Source organism: Corynebacterium yonathiae (assembly GCF_027570195.1).
In the GTDB taxonomy this organism is placed as follows: Bacteria; Actinomycetota; Actinomycetes; order Mycobacteriales; family Mycobacteriaceae; genus Corynebacterium; species Corynebacterium yonathiae.
On sequence record NZ_JAKMUZ010000010.1, the window covers coordinates 1 to 17,015 of the forward strand.

Annotated in this window: 17 protein-coding genes; 12 read left to right on the forward strand and 5 right to left on the reverse strand. The window is 61.2% G+C overall.

All coding sequences use genetic code 11. The annotated features are described in order from the left end of the window. Positions 1-37: 37 nt before the first annotated feature. Complete coding sequence (locus L8V22_RS06125; protein WP_238801184.1) at positions 38-2,251, reverse strand: NADP-dependent isocitrate dehydrogenase; 2,214 nt, start codon at positions 2,249-2,251, stop codon at positions 38-40. Between the two features lie 216 nt (positions 2,252-2,467). Between L8V22_RS06125 and L8V22_RS06130 the strand changes: the two genes are divergently transcribed. The 7 genes from L8V22_RS06130 to L8V22_RS06160 all read left to right on the forward strand — a co-directional run bounded on the left by L8V22_RS06130 (position 2,468) and on the right by L8V22_RS06160 (position 9,195). Beyond that, a complete protein-coding gene (locus tag L8V22_RS06130) occupies positions 2,468-3,721 on the forward strand; it encodes an MFS transporter (protein WP_238801185.1) in 1,254 nt (417 codons plus the stop codon). Positions 3,722-3,742: 21 nt separating this feature from the next. Then, positions 3,743-4,660, forward strand: a complete 918-nt coding sequence (locus L8V22_RS06135; RefSeq protein WP_238801186.1) for an exodeoxyribonuclease III — start codon at positions 3,743-3,745, stop codon at positions 4,658-4,660. Then, positions 4,660-5,643 (forward strand): trimeric intracellular cation channel family protein, encoded by a 984-nt coding sequence (locus L8V22_RS06140; protein ID WP_238801187.1) that lies wholly within the window; start codon positions 4,660-4,662, stop codon positions 5,641-5,643. Before L8V22_RS06135 ends, L8V22_RS06140 begins: the two co-directional genes overlap by 1 nt. Before the next feature lie 51 nt (positions 5,644-5,694). Then, entirely contained in the window at positions 5,695-5,886 is a 192-nt protein-coding gene (locus tag L8V22_RS06145; RefSeq protein WP_049378073.1) for a hypothetical protein, read from the forward strand. A gap of 116 nt (positions 5,887-6,002) precedes the next feature. Next, entirely contained in the window at positions 6,003-7,028 is a 1,026-nt protein-coding gene (gene trpS / locus L8V22_RS06150; RefSeq protein ID WP_238801188.1) for a tryptophan--tRNA ligase, read from the forward strand. 102 nt (positions 7,029-7,130) lie between these two features. After that, a complete protein-coding gene (locus L8V22_RS06155) occupies positions 7,131-8,210 on the forward strand; it encodes a YhjD/YihY/BrkB family envelope integrity protein (protein ID WP_238801189.1) in 1,080 nt (359 codons plus the stop codon). A gap of 55 nt (positions 8,211-8,265) precedes the next feature. Continuing rightward, on the forward strand, positions 8,266-9,195 hold the full coding sequence (locus L8V22_RS06160) for an RDD family protein (protein WP_238801190.1): 930 nt from the start codon (positions 8,266-8,268) through the stop codon (positions 9,193-9,195). On the opposite strand, the gene L8V22_RS06165 is transcribed toward L8V22_RS06160, so the two are convergent. Continuing rightward, positions 9,158-10,351, reverse strand: coding sequence for a D-alanyl-D-alanine carboxypeptidase family protein (locus tag L8V22_RS06165; RefSeq protein ID WP_238801191.1), 1,194 nt, complete (start codon positions 10,349-10,351; stop codon positions 9,158-9,160). The genes L8V22_RS06160 and L8V22_RS06165 overlap by 38 nt on opposite strands. Positions 10,352-10,390: 39 nt before the next feature. Here L8V22_RS06165 and L8V22_RS06170 point away from each other — a divergent pair, with 39 nt between their 5' ends. From L8V22_RS06170 to L8V22_RS06180, 3 genes are read left to right on the forward strand one after another with little or no spacing between them, the layout of a single operon-like run. Next, positions 10,391-11,281, forward strand: a complete 891-nt coding sequence (locus tag L8V22_RS06170) for an amidohydrolase family protein (protein WP_238801192.1) — start codon at positions 10,391-10,393, stop codon at positions 11,279-11,281. 20 nt (positions 11,282-11,301) lie between these two features. Then, the gene (locus L8V22_RS06175; protein ID WP_238801193.1) at positions 11,302-11,979 is read left to right on the forward strand and encodes a type 1 glutamine amidotransferase domain-containing protein; all 678 of its coding nucleotides are present in this window, start codon (positions 11,302-11,304) and stop codon (positions 11,977-11,979) included. Further along, the gene (locus L8V22_RS06180) at positions 11,980-13,011 is read left to right on the forward strand and encodes an alpha/beta hydrolase (RefSeq protein WP_238801194.1); all 1,032 of its coding nucleotides are present in this window, start codon (positions 11,980-11,982) and stop codon (positions 13,009-13,011) included. It abuts the gene before it with no gap. Between the two features lie 328 nt (positions 13,012-13,339). Here L8V22_RS06180 and L8V22_RS06185 read toward each other — a convergent pair whose 3' ends face one another. Genes L8V22_RS06185 through L8V22_RS06195 form a run of 3 tightly spaced genes read right to left on the reverse strand, consistent with a single transcriptional unit; the run spans position 13,340 to position 15,844 of the window. Further along, positions 13,340-14,578 carry a hypothetical protein gene (locus L8V22_RS06185; RefSeq protein ID WP_238801195.1) on the reverse strand — a complete coding sequence of 413 codons (1,239 nt, stop codon included), beginning with the start codon at positions 14,576-14,578 and terminating at the stop codon, positions 13,340-13,342. A gap of 51 nt (positions 14,579-14,629) precedes the next feature. Continuing rightward, the gene (locus tag L8V22_RS06190) at positions 14,630-15,565 is read right to left on the reverse strand and encodes a C40 family peptidase (RefSeq protein ID WP_238801196.1); all 936 of its coding nucleotides are present in this window, start codon (positions 15,563-15,565) and stop codon (positions 14,630-14,632) included. Next, complete coding sequence (locus L8V22_RS06195; RefSeq protein ID WP_238801197.1) at positions 15,566-15,844, reverse strand: chemotaxis protein; 279 nt, start codon at positions 15,842-15,844, stop codon at positions 15,566-15,568. 57 nt (positions 15,845-15,901) lie between these two features. Between L8V22_RS06195 and upp the strand changes: the two genes are divergently transcribed. Together upp and L8V22_RS06205 are read left to right on the forward strand one after the other, a co-directional pair. Continuing rightward, the gene (upp, locus tag L8V22_RS06200) at positions 15,902-16,537 is read left to right on the forward strand and encodes a uracil phosphoribosyltransferase (RefSeq protein ID WP_238801198.1); all 636 of its coding nucleotides are present in this window, start codon (positions 15,902-15,904) and stop codon (positions 16,535-16,537) included. Between the two features lie 48 nt (positions 16,538-16,585). Continuing rightward, positions 16,586-16,960 (forward strand): helix-turn-helix domain-containing protein, encoded by a 375-nt coding sequence (locus L8V22_RS06205; protein ID WP_238801199.1) that lies wholly within the window; start codon positions 16,586-16,588, stop codon positions 16,958-16,960. Positions 16,961-17,015 lie beyond the last annotated feature (55 nt).

A 17,015-nucleotide genomic window follows, 5' to 3' on the forward strand; every position in this document is an offset into this window, starting at 1 on the left:
CAATAAACGCTGCGGGGCGGCTTTTGCCTAGGAAGAATTACTTCTTCAGGCCGTCGATGATCTCGTTGAACTGAGCAACTGGGCGCATGACGGCAGAGGTCTTCTCGTCATTTGGCCAGTAGTAGCCGCCGAGGTCGGCGGGGTTGCCCTGGGCGTCGACAAGCGCCTGGGCAATCTCGTCTGCCTGGGAGGACAGCTGGGAAGCCACGTCTTTGAACGCAGCGGCGAGATCGGCATCGTCGGTCTGGTTAGCCAGCTCCTCGGCCCAGAAGGTGGCCAGGAAGAAGTGGGAACCGCGGTTGTCGATTTCGCCAGCCTTGCGGGACGGGGACTTGCCCTCATTGAGCAGGCGCTCGGTGGCCTTGTCCAAGGTGGCGGCCAGGACGCCGGCCTTCTCGTTGCCATTGGTCTGCTTCTCGTGGCGGAAGGACTCAGCCAGGGCCAGGAACTCGCCGAGGGAATCCCAGCGCAGGTGGTTTTCTTCTTCTACCTGCTGGACGTGCTTCGGGGCGGAGCCGCCCGCACCGGTCTCGAAGAGGCCGCCGCCGGCCATGAGTGGAACTACAGACAGCATCTTGGCGGAGGTACCCAGCTCGAGGATGGGGAAGAGGTCCGTGTTGTAGTCACGTAGCACGTTGCCGGTCACGGAGATGGTGTCCTCGCCGCGGCGGATGCGCTCGATGGAGGTCTTGGTAGCGGTGACTGGATCCTCGATGGAGATATCCAGACCCTCGGTGTCGTGGTCCTTAAGGTACTTCTCCACCAGGGACTTGATGTTGCGGTCGTGGCCGCGCTCTGGGTCGAGCCAGAAGATGGTCTTCATGCCGGACAGGCGAGCGCGGTTGACGGCGAGCTTGACCCAGTCCTGGATCGGGGCGTCCTTGGTCTGGCAAGCGCGCCAGATATCGCCTTCCTCTACGTCGTGGGAGATGAGGACCTCGCCCTGGGAGTTGCGAACCTCAACGGTGCCCGCAGCCGGGATCTTGAAGGTCTTATTGTGGGAGCCGTACTCCTCGGCCTTCTGCGCCATAAGGCCCACGTTCGGCACGGTGCCCATGGTGGTCGGGTCGAAGGCGCCGTTTTCCTTGCAGTCCTCGATAACGGCCTGGTAGACGCCGGCGTAGGAAGAATCCGGGATAACGGCGAGGGTGTCCTGCTCCTCGTCGTTCTTATTCCACATGTGGCCAGAGGTGCGGATCATGGCAGGCATGGAGGCGTCAATAATGACGTCGGAAGGCACGTGCAGGTTGGTGATGCCCTTGTGGGAGTTGACCATGGCGAGGTCGGGGCCGTCGGAAAGCGCGGCGTCGAAAGCAGCCTTGATTTCCTCGCCCTTGTCCAGGTTCTTCAGACCCTCGTAAATAGCGCCCAGGCCGTTCTCGCCGTTGAGGCCGGCAGCCAGCAGCTCCTCGCCGTACTTGTCATATACATCGGCGAAGAAGGCGCGGACGACGTGGCCGAAGAGGATGGGGTCAGAGACCTTCATCATGGTGGCCTTCAGGTGGGTGGAGAAGAGTACGCCCTCTTCCTTAGCGCGCTTGACCTGTGCGAGGAGGAACTCATCCAGGGCCTTGGCGGACATGAAGGTACCGTCGATGACCTCGCCCTTGAGAACCGGCAGCTCCGGCAGCAGGGTCTGCTCGCCATCGGCGGTCTTGAGGACGATGGACAGGGTGTCCTCGTTTTCCAGAATGACGGACTTCTCATTGTGGCGGAAGTCGTTGTCCGCCATGGTGGCAACGTTGGTCTTGGAGTCCTTGGACCACTCGCCCATGCGGTGCGGGTGCTTCTTCACAAAGTTCTTCACGGCCTCCGGTGCGCGGCGGTCGGAGTTGCCCTCGCGCAGCACCGGGTTAACAGCGGAGCCCTTGACGGAGTCATAGCGGGCGGCGATGTCCTTTTCTTCCTCGGTGGAAGGATTATCCGGGTAATCAGGCAGATCGTAGCCGGCGGCCTGCAGCTCGGCGATGGCCTTCTTCAGCTGCACCAGGGAAGCGGAAATATTCGGCAGTTTGATGATATTTGCTTCCGGGGTCTTGGCCATCTTGCCCAGCTCCGCCAAGGCGTCCTCGACCTTCTGCTCCTCGGTGAGGCGCTCTGGGAACTGCGCGGCGATGCGGGCGGCCAGCGAGATATCGCGGGTTTCCACGTCGATGCCAGCGGTGGAAGCGAAGGCCTCCACGATGGGCTTGAGGGAGTAGGTCGCCAGCAGCGGCGCCTCATCGGTACGAGTCCACGTAATCTTTGCCATGATTCTCCTATATAACGTTGGAAAATTGTTCAAGTGCCCAGATTACCGATTTTGTGGGCGGCATGTGGGCCAGTTTGCTGATAGTGATCCCCCATTTGCCGCCCCTTGAAAAGGGTTGCGTGGTAATTATCACCCATGCGCAGGCGGGGTGGAGATATTCACGACCACCCGCTGCGGGCATGCTACAGCTAAACGTGGGGTGTACCCTCACTCTTCATGAAAATCATCGACGAGCTCAGCCCGCGCAGCGCACACGAACACCGCGTTCGCCGCCGTCCACTGCCTTTGCAAACGGAGATTACCGCCCGCCGCCGCGCCATCGTCATGGTGGCCATGGCCCTAGGCGCGTTTGCCATCGGCACGACGGAGTTCGTGTCCATGGGCCTGCTGCCGCTTATTGCAGATGATTTTGGCATTTCGGAAGAAAACGCCTCCACGCTCATCACCATCTATGCCATGGGCGTGGTGGTCGGCGCCCCGCTGATTGCGGCATTTACCGGCAAGCTGCCGCGCCGCCGGCTCATCCTGCTGCTCATCGGCTTCCTCGTGGTGGGTAACCTCCTCTCGGTCTTGGCACCGAATTACGCCATCCTCATGATTGCACGCTTCATTGCGGGCATGCCGCACGGCGCTTATTTCTCCGTGGCTAACCTTTCTGCCGCATCCATGGCTCCTCCAGGAGGCCGAGGCAAGGCCATGGCTTATGTGGGCATGGGCCTGGCCATCGCCACGGTTATTGGTGTGCCGGCCGCCCAAGCCCTCGGCTCCGCGCTGGGCTGGCAGGCGGCCTACTTGGTGGTCGTGGCCTTGGGTATTGTCACCGCCATTGCGTTGTTCTTCCTGATGCCGCACATGACGGAGATGAAGCAGACCGATATCCGCACCGAATTCGGTGCGTTCAAAAACAGCCAGGTGTGGTTCACCGTCATCATGGGTGTGGTCGGCTTTGGTGGCATGTTCTCCGTCTATACCTATATTTCGTGGACCATGACCGAGGTCGCTGGCATGGATCAGAGCCTCATCTGGGTGGTACTCATGGCCTATGGCATCGGCATGACCATCGGCAATGCCTTTGGCGGCTGGCTGGCTGACCGCAACCTGGAGTTTGGCATCATCTTTGCCTTGGCCTGCCTCATCGTTATCCTGACGGCCTTCTACTTCCTTTCCAGCCATGCCATCCCCGCTACCTTATGTTTTGGCTGCGTGGCGTTTATGGGCTCTACCCTGGTGCCTTCGCTGCAGCTGCGCTTGGTGCATGTGGCTGGCGACGCCCAGACTTTGGCCGCAGCCCTTAACCAGTCCGCGCTGAACATCGCAAACGCGGCCGGTGCGACCATTGGCGGCGCCGTCGTGGGCGCCGGCTTGGGCTACTCCGCCCCGGCGCTGGCGGGTGCCGGCCTGGCGGCTGCGGGTTGCCTGGTATGGGCTGCGACGATGTGGGATAAAAAGCGCCTTTCTCGCCGCGCCTAGGCATACCGATATGCTGTTGGCATGACCCTTACCATCGCGAGCGTTAATGTCAACGGAATCCGCGCTGCGTGCAAGCAGCGCAATGAAAATAACCCCGGTATGAACGCCTGGCTGGAGGAGACTCCGGCCGATATCGTGCTCATGCAGGAGGTGCGCGCAACCCCGGAGCAGGCCGAAAAAGCCCTGGCCCCAGCCCTAGAGGCGGGCTGGCACTTAGCTCTTGCCGACGCCGCCGCAAAGGGCCGCGCCGGCGTAGGCATCCTGTCTCGCACCCCGCTTGCCGACGTCGAAGTGGGTTTCGGCTCCTTTACCGACGCCGGCCGCTGGATCGCTGCGACCACCCGCGATATCCGCGTCGCTTCCTTGTACCTGCCCTCCGGCGATACCGGTTCGCCGAAGTTGGATGAAAAGTACCGCTTTTTGGATGAGTTCCAGGATGTGCTAGCGGAGAACGCGGCGCGCACGAATTCTGATGGCAGCCCGGCCGACATGGTCATCGGCGGCGACTGGAATATCTGCCACCGCGCCCAGGACCTGAAAAATAATAAGGCGAACGAAAAGAAGGCCGGCCACCTGCCGGAGGAGCGCGCCTTCATGGATCACGTCTTTGGCGTGTTTCCGGATGACAAGCCACAGGAGAAGAAGAACCTGGGGCAGTGGCAGGGCGTGGTCGAATACGCTGGCGGCGAGCCGTGGGCTCCGGCCGCAGAACCGCAGTGGTTCGACGTCGCCCGCCGCCTGCACCCAGAAGAAGACGGTCCTTATACCTGGTGGACCTATCGCGGCCAGGCGTTTAATAACAACGCCGGGTGGCGCATCGATTACCAGGCGGCCACCCGCCCGATGCTGGAGCGCGCGCAGCGCACCTGGGTGGATAAGGCCCCTACCGTGGAGCAGCGTTGGTCCGACCATTCCCCACTGCTGGTGGAGTACCGCTGATGACGCCACTATTTAGCGTCCTGTATGTAGTTGGTATTACGGCCGAGTCCATGACCGCCGCATTGTCCGCCGGCCGCCAAAAGCTCGATCTTTTTGGCGTCACGATGATCGCCTCCATGACGGCGCTGGGCGGCGGCACAGTGCGCGATATGATCCTCGATGATCCTCCCTTTACCTGGGTTGAGCACCCTATCTATTTGGTGATCGTCATCGTGGCGGCCGTGGTGACGGTGGGCATGTCCTTCCTCATGCACTACTTCCGCCACCTCTTCCTCATCTTGGATGCCCTGGGTCTTGCGGTCTTTTCGGTGCTCGGCACCCAAATTGCAGTCCATTTAGGTCACGGGTTCATCATTGCCTCGGTCTCCGCGGTGATTTCTGGCGTCTTTGGCGGCGTGCTGCGCGACCTGCTTTCAGACCGCATCCCGTTGGTCTTTTCCGGCGAGTTCTACGCCGCAATCTCGGTGCTCGCCGCGGCGCTATTTATGGCGCTGTACCACAGTGGCCTGGCCGAGGAACCGACCGCGATTATCACCGCCGCAGTGTGCTTTATCGCCCGCTTGGCCGCGATTTACTTCAAGAAGGGATTGCCCGTCTTTGAATATCGCGACGCCGAGCAGCAGATGGACCCGCGCCTGCGGTTGTCCGCGCGCATCGTGCGCGATGGCGCCCGCAAGGCCAAGCGCAAGGCGGGTGCGGCCACGCGCTATGCCAGCCCGATCACGCGCCCGCTGACTCGGCCGCTAAGCCGCCCCTTGAGCCGGACGTTTAGGAAAAAGTCTCGAGCGTTTTCTACGGCGGCTGAAGGAACGGACTACAGCGATATGTCGAGCAACCGCATCGCGCGCCGGCCGAAGCAGCAGTCGATTACGCGGCCGAGCGGCCGGCACTCGCCAGGGGCGAGGGGAGTAGACGTGGAGCAGCAGTGGAGCTTTAATAAGGGGGACGTCGGCAAGCGCAAGGCACCCAAACACAAGCAGTAGTGCTAGTATAGGTAAGTCAAAAAATTCAGTAATCTGCAACGGAGAAAGTTCATGGCTCGCGCAATTATTTCTTTCGTCCTCGGCGCTGTAATCCTCGGCCTGAGCATCTGGTGGTGGACCGTTGTTGGTCCGTCCTTCGCTTTCCTCGGCCCCATCGTGCTGATGGGCGTGGGCGGCGCGCTGATGGTTGCGGGCTTTGCCATCTTTATGGATGTTGTCAGCCCCACCTCCCGCAAGATTTAAGTTCTTGCGCCGCTTCCCCTGCCCTACGGGTAGGGGATTTTTTCGATCCCTCGCTCAGGCGGCGCCGGGGAAGGATGTGAACCGCGCGGCGAGGCTAGGGGGTAGGATAAGGCACCATGACTGCAGACAATTCCACCGTTTCCCGCGTCCTGTCCGGTATCCAACCCACCGCTGATTCCTATCACCTGGGTAATTACCTGGGAGCGCTCAAGCAGTGGATTAACCTGCAGGACGGCTATGACGCCTTCTACTTCATCCCTGACCTGCACGCGATCACCGTGGAGCAAAATCCGGAGGAGCTGCGCAACCGCACCATCGCGGGTGCCGCACAGCTCATTGCCTTGGGCATTGATCCGGAAAAGTCCACGCTCTTCGTGCAGTCGCACGTGCCCGCCCACGCGGAGCTGACCTGGGTATTGCAGTGCCTCACCGGTTTTGGCGAGGCCTCCCGCATGACCCAGTTCAAGGATAAGTCCGCCAAGCAGGGCTCGGATCGCACCTCGGTGGGTCTATTTACCTACCCGATCCTCATGGCCGCAGATATTTTGCTGTACTCGCCGGATTATGTGCCGGTAGGCGAGGACCAGCGCCAGCACCTGGAGTTGACCCGCAACCTAGCCGAGCGTTTCAACAATAAGTACGGCGATACCTTCAAGGTGCCCGAGCCGTTTATCCCAGAGGGGGCGGCCAAGATTTATGACCTGCAGGAGCCGACTTCCAAGATGTCTAAGTCCGGTGCCAACCCCAAGGGCTTGGTCAATCTCTTGGACCCGCCGAAGACCTCGGCCAAGCGCATCAAATCTGCGGTAACGGATGACTTGGGTTCGGTAGCCTTTGACCGCGAAAATCAGCCGGGCGTATCTAACCTGTTGGTCATCCAGTCCGCGCTGACCGGTGAATCCATCGATTCCTTGGTGGAGAAGTACGCCGGCCAGGGCTATGGCCACCTCAAAGTCGATACCGCAGATGCGCTGCAGGAATTTACCACCCCGCTCAAGGCACGCTTTGATGAGCTGATGGCTGACCGCGGCGAGCTCGAGCGCATCTTGGCCAAGGGCGCAGAGACGGCGCAAGAGATTGCCCAGCCGCTTGTCGACGACGTCTATAAGAAGGTCGGCTTCCTTCCTCGCCTGCGCAAGTAGTCGGCGGCTGCTTCCCCCGTGCACCACCCCACAAAGGGACAAGTGGGCATTTGCCAGTTACTCTAGTTGAGATAAAAACTGTGCGAGCAAGAAGGGAAGCACGTGCCTACCACCACGCAATCCTCCTCGAAGAAGACGGACCACTACGGCATCGAACGCGCCAATGCCGATGATCCTGGTGCGGTAGATAAGATCCGCGCCAAGTCAGGATTCGTTGATCACCTGATGCGCATGAACGAGCGCTATGGTGCAGAAGGCGGCAATCAATTTGCCGCCGGCATCACCTATTACTCGGTGCTGTCTATCTTCCCGCTCGCGATGCTGATCGTGGCTACCGTCGCCGCGGTCTTGGCTAATCGCGAGGACTTGCTCAATGACTTGCAGTCCCAAATCACCAGCTCCCTAGATGGCGATATGGGCGATACGGTCAACGAGATTCTTGATACCGCCATTGAGCAGCGCGGCGCCATGTTTGGCATTGGTGGTTTGACCACCCTGTGGTCCGGACTGGGCTGGATGAATAACCTGCGCATTGGTATTTCGGCCATGTGGGGTATCGATGCCAACGAAGGCGGTTCCTTTCTAAAGAAGAAGCTCTCTGACCTGGTAGGCCTCATCGGTCTTATCGTGGCGTTCCTCATCGCCTTTGGCGTGACTGCCGCCGGTTCTTCTGGTCTCACCCAGAAGATTTTCGAGTGGGTCGGCATCGAGTCTTTCCCGGGTATGAACTTTGTGATTTTCTTTGTTGGCTTGGCAGTGGGCTTGTTGGCCAACTTCATCGTCATGTGGTGGATGATTATGATCCTGCCGCGCACCAAGGTGCCGAAGAAGTCTGGTCTTATCGGCGCGGCCATCGGTGCGGTGGCTTTCGAGCTGCTCAAGCAACTGTCTACGGTCATCATGTCCTCTGCTACCGGCAGCCCGGCCGGCGCGGTCTTCGGCCCAGTCATCGTGCTCATGGTGGTCATGTACCTGATTTGGCGCGTGGTGCTGTATATCTCCGCGTGGACCGCCACCACCGCCGAGTCCCTGAAGTTTGCGCACCCGCCCGTCCCTGAGCCAGCTGTTATTCGCGTGCGCAACGAGGTCAAGGAAGGCGCACCGGCGGGCGCGACCTTCGGCATTGGTGCTGCTTTGGGTGCTGCGGCCGTGGGTGCGATTAGCTTGCTGCGCCGTAAGTAAATCTCCTCCTAAGGGGTGAGGACGCCGCAGCCATTCGGCTTTAAGGTAGAACACTATGAACGCCAATGACATCGCACCGAATCTTTATGAAGAATGGGGACTAGACCGCCGCGATAGCGAGCGGGAACTTTTAGTCTTATTGGAGTCCAAGGATTTGTTGCTAGAGCAGCAGGGCCGAGACGTTGAGGATTCGCGGCGTGCGCAGCTGCGCATCGCCGCAAGTGTTTTGGGGTCTGCTGCAAAGCGTGCGGAATACGATAAGGCGTGTGGGGCAGGGCTTCGCCCCACATGGGGTGATTTAGGTCAGCTGAGCGCGGTTGGCCAGTGGAGCCCGCGGCCCCAGCAGCCGCAGCAGGCTCAGTCTTTCCAACCCGGTCAGGCGGCAGGACCGGGGCGCCACGCTAACCAAGAGCCACGATTTGCGCAGACTGCTAGCCCTTATGGGTCGCCATATTCACGCAATCCCTTCGCACCACAGCACAATGCTTTCCCACCGGCGACGGCGAACGCGTTCGTGCCCGCACCCCTGATTCAACCCCCAGCGCCTGAAATTAGTCAGCGCGCCGGTCAAGATGCGCGCATTGGAATGGCCATTTTGGACCTATTCTTTTTCTCGCTCATCAGCGGTAGCTTCGGCGGCGCGCTGCTCTCCGGCGGTGTGGATGAGCTGTCGACGTTTATCGGCGGTGTCATCATCTTGCTGCTCTACGTTTTGGGCACCGAGTGTTGGCTCGGCGCCAGCCCGGCCAAGCTGCTGATGGGCTACACAGTGCGCGATGTCGATACCAAAGAGCGGCTTAGCCTCACCCAGTCCGCAAAGCGTCAGTGGTGGCGCCTCATCAATATCGTGCCGGGCCCCGGTACCTTCGCCAGTTGGGTGGGCGCCGGCGTACACACCTTCACCATTACGGAGAATAATAACCGCCGCGGCTCCCACGATGAGTGGGCTAACGCCGAAGTAGTGAAAAAGCACCCACGCAAATAGCCAATAAAGCTACAGCGCCAGCGATTACCCAGCCGAGCCACCCCTGCACCCCAGCTAAAGAGGAGTTGGCAGATTGTACCTGGGCATCGGGTGCCGGCGTCGGTGCGGGGGAAGTGGGGGAGGCGGCGTCGGCAAGCAGCTGGCCTACGCCCTCACCAGGGGCAACCTTATAGGCCTCATGCAAGAGCTTTTGGGCCTGCTCCCAGGCACGCGGGCCATGCTCCACGGTGGTATCGAGCAGGACCGCCTGCAAGCGCCGGCCGTTGCGGTCCAGCGCGCCGACGAAGGTATGGTGCGCATCGTCGGTAAAGCCCGTCTTGCCGCCAATGCCATCAGGGTCGTTGAGGAAGAGACCATTATCGTTTCCTAATTGATAGCCATCAAAGTCGCCCCAACCGGGGAAATCGACAGACTCCGTATCAACGATGCGCGCAAAAATCGGGTTGCCGAAGGCCGCGCGGTAAATGCGGGAAATATCCTCGGCCGAGGTAGACATTCCCGGGGCATCGAGCCCGGAGTAGCTGGCCGCGTAGGTGGAATTCGTACCAATTTCAGCCGCTTTCTCATTGACCTTGCGCAACGTAGCCTCATCCCCGCCTAGTTCTTGAGCCAGCGCGTGGGCGGCATCGTTGCCAGAGGCCATCAGTAGCCCCTGCAGGAGCTGCTCCACCGTGTACTTGCCGCCGGGACCGATGCCCACCGCCGAACCATCGATCTGCGCAGATTCTTCGCCTACCTCGACCTTCTGGTGGAGATCCAGCTCGTCGATGACCACCAGCGCCAGCAGCGCCTTGATGATGGAGGCCGGCCGGTAGCGACCGTTAGGGTCCTTCATCGCGATGATTTCGCCGGTGTCGATATCGGAGACCATCCACGCCGCGGCCACCACATCCTTGTCCACCTTGAAGCCTTCGGGCAGGGTGGTGCCACAGGCCTCATCGCTCTCCACCGGCGGCAGCGGGGTGGGGGAGGCCTGCCCCGGAGCGAGGCGCTCCGAGGTGGTGGTGGCCTTTTCCGGGCGCTCGGCGTGCGGGCACTTATCGGTATCCGGGGCGGTGGTGCGCGTGGTGGTAGTAGTTTCCGGCTCTTCCGCCAGCGCGAGCGGTGCGCCGCTGAGCAGGACAGCAACGAGAGAACTAGCGATAATTCTTTTCATGACATGACACATCTTAGGCCCGTGCCTACGATGGGACGCATGCATGACGCGCCTTTGATTAGCCCTGAAAACAAGGACTCCGCCGCCGACGTGGTGGCCAAGCTTCCTAAGGTCTCCCTCTTTGAGACTATTTCCTCCACGGCCACCGCGCCGGAGGAACTTACCGCGACCATCCGCGAGCGCTACGAAGCCTTGGCCGCCGATGGTGTGGTCTATGCGGAACTGCACCTGGATCCAGCAGAGATCGGCCTAGACGCTGCCGCGGTTGTCGAAGCCGCCGGTGCAGCCCGCATTCCTTCCCTCGACTCCCGCCTCGTCCTCGCCGGCACGGCCCCTGAGGCAGTAGTGCCTGACGACGCCCCCGTGGTGGGCTACAACCTGCCTCAGGACCAAGCGGGCGCGGCCGCAGACTTCCGCGCCGCATACCTGCCCACCCAGATCCTGGTGGGAGAGGACTTCGCAGAGGTGGAGCGCGCCGCCCAGGCCGGCGTGAACCGCCTTATCCACCCGGTGAATATGATCGATGACTTCACTGCGAATATTGAAGGCATCGTGCCGGGCAAGGCATCTGGCTACATCCGTGACCGCCATATTCCCCTGGTCTTTACCCCACTGGAGGAGGCCGAGGAGCTGACCGACCACCCACTGCCGCTGCTGCAACAGCTGGGTTTTACCTGCACCATTTCCTCGGGCGAGTCTACCTTGACCAAGCAGTTCCTCGCGCTGAGTGAGACCTTTGGCTACGGGCTGGAGGAATTTTTCGATCTTACCGTCAAAGCGGTGGAGAGTTCCTTCGCTGACCAGGAATTACGGCAGCATCTGCTGGAAACGGTTATCTTGCCAGCATACGAGGAATTATCTGATCCGGAGCTTGCTGGCCCGGACACGGAAGAGTCCCTCGCAGATGCTGCAGACGCCGCTGAAGAATAGAACGATTAAAGGAGAATTACATGCCTTCCGTACTTTTTGTTGTTACCGCCGCTGAGGAATGGACACTGGCCGATGGCACCAAGCGCCCAACCGGCTATTGGGCCGAGGAGCTTATTGCCCCGCACCGCGTCTTCCAGGGCGCAGGCTGGGATATCCACTTCGCCACCCCGGGGGCGAAGGCTCCCGTCGTAGATGAGTACAGCCTTGAGGTACTGCCCGATAACGTGCGCATGGCGCAGGAAAATTACTTGGCAGAGTTGGGCGTGGCGCTAGAGAACCCGATGAACCTGGCCGATGTCAATGAGGAGGACTATGACCTCATTTTCTACCCGGGAGGCCACGGGCCGATGGAGGATCTTGCCTACGATCAGGATTCTGCCCAGCTTATTCAGGCGCGTATGGATTCCGGCCGCGCGCTCGGCCTCGTTTGCCACGCCCCGGCCGCGCTATTGGCAGTGGATAATGAGAATTGGCCGTTCAAGGGCTACAAGATGACCGCCTTTAGCAATGCCGAGGAAGGCGAGAAGATGGTCGCTGCCGCTAAGTGGGCATTGGAGACTCGCCTGCGCGAGCTGGGCGCGGATTACCAGGAGACCGATCCGATGTCCCCGAATGTCATCGTGGATCGCAACCTGTACACCGGCCAGAACCCGGCTTCCTCTGAGCCGCTGGCACAGCGCATTCTGCGCGATTTCTAAATGCGCGTTTCGCGAGTCCTCAAGGCCGAGGCTGCCCTGATTGGAGTGGCCGGGGCTGCGGGCATGGCGGCGTATGCGCTCAGCCGCCGGCCGTACCTGCGTGAGGTGGCACCGGAGCTGCGCAGCCCGGTTCTGTACCTGCCGATGCATTTGCTTGCCGACGCCACCTTTGCCCGCGCCAGCCGCTTCTTTGCCAGCATCGATTTCTCCCGTCCGATGCGGCATGCGGTGGATATTACGGAGTTCTCCGCTTCCTTCGATGGCCACGCCTTTAGCGCCCGCGTGCTTACCCCACGCGGCGATGCCCAGGGCGCAGCCACCGCTGGGCCGCGCCCCGTGGTGGTGTGGACGCATGGCGGCGGCCATCTTATCGGTGGGCCTGCCATGTACGATCCGCAAAATGCTCGCATGGCGGCTGAGCTCGGCGCCATCGTGGTGGCCCCGCGCTACCACAAATCCACCCAGGAGCCGTTCCCAGCGGACCATGATGAGTGCTACGCCGCGCTGCGCTGGGTGCAAGAACACGGCGATAAGCTGGGCGGGGATACCTCGCGCATCGCGGTCGCTGGCGATAGCGCCGGCGGCGGCCTCGCCGCGGGTCTGGTGCAGCGTGCCTTTGATGAGGGCCATCCGGTCCGCGCGCTCGGCTTGGTCTATCCCATGCTGGATCACCGCACCACGGATAAGTCCGGTGCGGTGGGTCAATTCATCTGGACGGCGGGCCCGAACCGCGGCGCGTGGTCCATGTACCTGGGAGATGACCACCTGGATGTTGACCTGCCGCCCTATGCTTCGCCGGCCACGCGCAGTGATCTTTCCGGCTTGCCGCCGACGTGGATCGGGGTTGGTGGCATCGACCTCTTCTGTGATGAATCCGTGGCCTTTGCCCAAGCCCTCGACGCGGCCGGCGTGGACACCACCCTGGATGTGTGGGCCGGCGCCTATCACGGCTTCGACCAGATTAAACCCAAGGCGCCGCAATCGCGCGAGCTTATCGACGCCCTCATTGACCACCTTCGCCGCCACCTCTAAGGTCACGTACTAAGGGAGCACGAGCGATGAAATACAACACGCACGTGTCGTGGGTCGTAACTTTCGCCAGCGTGATTGTTCTCGGTCTGATTCTGGGCGGAGTCTTTGGAATAGGGACTCTAGGCCGCTCCATTATTGGACTCAGTTTGGGGATAGTGTGGCTGATTTTCGATAAATACATGCGCGACCGGACCCGACGCCAAGAGGAAGAAGCGCCGGGCCGCTAGACGCAAAAAGCCGCCCCTCACCGTCCAGCTGCTGTGCAGTGGGACAAAGGCGGGGCGGCTGATGTGCTACGCGCGGCCGGGACCGTACGAACCGTGTGGGTTTAGAACTTAGAGAAGCGCTTGATGAGCATATCCTCCAAGCCCTTCCAAGACTCGGCGTGCTCGTTATATGGCTTGGACGGTACGTAGCCGGCGTGCTCGGTGGAGCCGAGCATGTAGCCCAAGTAGTCCTGCAGGCGCGGGTTGGCCAGCATATAGGAGTTAATGGAATCGTCGCCGGCCCAGTCGGCGGCATCGGCGCATACCTCATAGCAGCGCGCCATCTGATCGGAATCGACGGCCTCGGGACCCTTTTCGATATCACGCACGATGCCATTGAAGGAGTACTGGTTATCCGGGTGGACCTGAACTTCTAGCTCGCCGGCATTAGCGGCGGCGACAACCTCTTCCCAGGTGGATACGCGTGCCAGGTCGTGGTCATCGTTGTCCATGATCCAGCGCACGAGGGTCTTCGGGGAGTCGAAGGTGAAGATTTCGCCCCACTTGCCCAAGAAGATGGGCTTGCCGTCCAGGTAGGTGCGCAGGGTGTAGACGGACTTGGACTGCGCGGTTATCTTGATGGGATCGATGCCGGCGGCGGCCCACGGGGAGTTATCGTACGGGTCAGCGGCCTCGGCGGCGGCCTTGCGCTTCTCCTCGGCTTCCTTGGCCGCTGCAGCGGAGGCGGCAGCAGCAGAAGAGATGCGCTCCTTGGCATCGGAAACCTTGGCCGCATCAAAGTCATCGCTGGAGACCACGCGGACGTGCTCATCCAGGTCCTCGATGACCTTCTTCCAGTTGCCGGCGATGACGTGGCCCACGCCGGACCACTCGCTCATGCCCTGTTCGCCGGAGTAGTGGTCGGCGCCGCGGGAGACATTGCGCAAGATGGAGTGGGAGGCGAAGAAGATGGTGGTGTGCTCTGCACCGGCGACGTCGGCAAGCGCGGAGGCTATCTCCAGGTTGCGGGCCACCGTGGATACGTTCTGGTGGCTCGGGCGACCAGCCAGCGCCTCTGGCATGCCGATGAGATCATATTCATTCCGCTCAGTCGGGGTAACGCGGTCCGCATCGCGGCCGGCAAACTGGTCCCACTGCGGGTGGTCCAGCAAATCGTGCTTGGTGCCAGACTCCACGAAGCACAGCAGCTCGGCGGGTGAGTTAAAGGCTAGGACGGCCTCGTCATCGCCCAAAAAGGCCTGCCACTCGGAGCCATTTTGGCGCCACTTGGGTGCCCAGAGGGTATAAAAATCGCCCTCGGTCAGCGAGAGCTTTACAGGTACAATTGCGCGGGTGCTCATGGCGTTTTAGTCTACCCAACGCCCTAAGCAGCGCGCGAGAGCGCACCGGCCTTAGGCCGTGGGGCGCCAAAATCCTTTGAATTGCATGCCCATATTCGTGGTGCGCAGCGGGTTGGTTTGCACCGGATCACCGGCCTCCACGATTTCGCCGTTGCCGGAATACATTGCCACGTGCCCATCCCATACCACCAGGTCACCAGGCTGGAGTTGGTCTGCGCTGACTTGCTGGCCCACCGCTTGTTGATCCGCGGTGCGGGGTAAGTCCACCCCGGCCTGCGAATAGGCCCATTGGGTAAGTCCCGAACAATCAAACCCGCCATTTCCGGTACCGCCCCATACATAGGGCTGGCCCACTTGGCTCTTCGCGGCGGCGACGGCAGCCTGACCGGCGGCCGAACCCCCTTCGGCCGAGAGCTCTGGTGTGGGCGAGGCAGAGTGAGCCTCATTCGCCGTGGCATCGGCTCCAGCGCCTACCGCGGGTTGTTCCGTAAGGGTAGTGGAATGGGAGCTGGTGGGGTGTACGGGGGCGTCGGCAAGCGCGGAGCGCACCGGCCGCTGCGCTACCGGATGCAAAGACTGAGCTGCCGCGCTGAGATCACCCATCAAGCGATGCACGCGAGCAGTAGCCATGCCCAGGTGCTGGGAGACAAGCGCACGCAGCTTGGCCATAGCCTCGGCGCGCGCGGACGGGTCCAAGGAGAGGAAGCCCAGCGCGGTGGGCAGGGCCCGGCGCACTAGCTGCGTGGCGATACCCACCAGGTCCCGGATGGTGCCCGCCACTAAGGTGCGGGCCTGGCCGAGCGCAGCAGAGATGGTCTCAGTATCAAGGTCGATATTCTTTGCCGATTTGAGTAGAGGAGCGGGATTGCCGTGGGCGATGGCGGCTAAAGGCTCGGCGGCGGAAAGATCCGGCACGCGGGGAAGCTCTACCTCCGGAAGCTGTGCCGGCTGCATGGTGGCAATCTGTTTGAGCGCGGTATCGAGCATCTACATCGCCGCCCCAAGGCGTTGGCCTACTGAAGCATCGGTATCTTCTGCCTCGCGCGACATCTGGAAACCGGAGTGGGCTACCTGACCCATATCGTTGCGCAGCACGCTCATGCGCGCGCCCACGTTATCGAGCGCGGCATGTACGGCCTCATTGAAAGCAGTGAAGGCGGAATCTTCAGGCAAAACAGGGTGGGGCGGATTCTCCCCTTGGGACTGGGCATGCAGGTCGCGGGCGAGGTGGCGGGCATAGTCGGTATCAAGCGTGAAAGGTCTCATGTCCTATTGGACTGCCCAATGGCCCATTTGGTTCCCAAAAAGTTTAAAGTGGGGGTCATGGACATCCACGTAGTAGACCACCCGCTTGCCGCCTCCCGCCTGACGCTTATGCGCGATGCGCGCAGCGATAACTCCGCCTTCCGCGCCGCTTTAAAAGACTTGGGCGCCATGCTGGTATATGAAGCATCCCGCGACCTTGCCGTGGAGAACTTCGACTGCGCCACCCCGGTTTCTACCGCACAAGGCACCCGCCTGCAGGACCCGCCCATTATCGTGCCGATCATCCGCGCCGGGCTCGGCATGGTGGATCCGGCGCTGTCCATGATTCCGGATGCGCAGGTCGGCTTTATTGGAATGGCCCGCGATGAAGAGACCCACGAACCGGTGCCGTACCTGGAGGCATTGCCGGAAGACCTCACCGGCCGCACTGTGTTTGTGGTGGATCCCATGTTGGCCACCGGTGGTTCCCTGCTGCACGCTTTGCGCCTGCTCGCCGGCCGCGGTGCCACCGATATCACCGCGATCTGCATGGTCTCGGCTCAGCCGGGCGCGGATGCGCTGGCCGAATCCGACCTGCCGGTGCGCCTGGTTACCGCAGCTATTGATCCTTCCCTGAACGAGGATGCATATATCGTTCCGGGCTTGGGCGATGCTGGCGACCGCCTCTACGGACCGCGCAATATCGACCTTTAAGGTAGTGTTCTCCCTGGAAAGGCGACCGCACTTTCCGGGGGAGAGAATATGAGTTTCATTCATTTAATGTGGTCGAGTTATGGCCACGGATTTTCGCAACAATTGCGGCGCGTGCGGAAGCGCCGGGGGATTTCGCAACAGGCGCTAGCAGAGATTTCTGGGGTCTCCCGCAGCCAAATATCCAATCTAGAGCGCAATGAAAATGGCGTGCACGCTATGGCCGATCCGCAGCTTTCTACGGTATATAAGCTGGCCTTAGCCCTAGAGATCCCGCCGGCGGTACTGCTGCCGGCCGGTGGGGACGTAGTGGAGGGGCACTTGGCGGATTCCGCAGTGGCCGTCGCCGAAGACGTTGCGCCCTTCCCGCAAGGCTATGTGGACCGTCGGCGGTTTGCCGCTACGTGGAACGGGGCCTCGGCCTAGCACGAGCCGTATCACCACCTGAGTTACTGAACCGCATGGTCTAGTTGTAGACTTT

Bases quoted from the DNA above. Each gene is read 5' to 3' on its own strand.
- L8V22_RS06205 (WP_238801199.1), top strand. From the start codon at position 16,586: ATGAGTTTCATTCATTTAATGTGGTCGAGTTATGGCCACGGATTTTCG.
- L8V22_RS06145 (WP_049378073.1), top strand. From the start codon at position 5,695: ATGGCTCGCGCAATTATTTCTTTCGTCCTCGGCGCTGTAATCCTCGGC.
- L8V22_RS06130 (WP_238801185.1), top strand. From the start codon at position 2,468: ATGAAAATCATCGACGAGCTCAGCCCGCGCAGCGCACACGAACACCGC.
- L8V22_RS06180 (WP_238801194.1), top strand. From the start codon at position 11,980: ATGCGCGTTTCGCGAGTCCTCAAGGCCGAGGCTGCCCTGATTGGAGTG.
- L8V22_RS06140 (WP_238801187.1), top strand. From the start codon at position 4,660: ATGACGCCACTATTTAGCGTCCTGTATGTAGTTGGTATTACGGCCGAG.
- L8V22_RS06195 (WP_238801197.1), bottom strand. From the start codon at position 15,844: ATGAGACCTTTCACGCTTGATACCGACTATGCCCGCCACCTCGCCCGC.
- L8V22_RS06185 (WP_238801195.1), bottom strand. From the start codon at position 14,578: ATGAGCACCCGCGCAATTGTACCTGTAAAGCTCTCGCTGACCGAGGGC.
- L8V22_RS06175 (WP_238801193.1), top strand. From the start codon at position 11,302: ATGCCTTCCGTACTTTTTGTTGTTACCGCCGCTGAGGAATGGACACTG.
- L8V22_RS06170 (WP_238801192.1), top strand. From the start codon at position 10,391: ATGCATGACGCGCCTTTGATTAGCCCTGAAAACAAGGACTCCGCCGCC.
- trpS (WP_238801188.1), top strand. From the start codon at position 6,003: ATGACTGCAGACAATTCCACCGTTTCCCGCGTCCTGTCCGGTATCCAA.
- upp (WP_238801198.1), top strand. From the start codon at position 15,902: ATGGACATCCACGTAGTAGACCACCCGCTTGCCGCCTCCCGCCTGACG.
- L8V22_RS06135 (WP_238801186.1), top strand. From the start codon at position 3,743: ATGACCCTTACCATCGCGAGCGTTAATGTCAACGGAATCCGCGCTGCG.
- L8V22_RS06125 (WP_238801184.1), bottom strand. From the start codon at position 2,251: ATGGCAAAGATTACGTGGACTCGTACCGATGAGGCGCCGCTGCTGGCG.
- L8V22_RS06160 (WP_238801190.1), top strand. From the start codon at position 8,266: ATGAACGCCAATGACATCGCACCGAATCTTTATGAAGAATGGGGACTA.
- L8V22_RS06165 (WP_238801191.1), bottom strand. From the start codon at position 10,351: ATGAAAAGAATTATCGCTAGTTCTCTCGTTGCTGTCCTGCTCAGCGGC.
- L8V22_RS06190 (WP_238801196.1), bottom strand. From the start codon at position 15,565: ATGCTCGATACCGCGCTCAAACAGATTGCCACCATGCAGCCGGCACAG.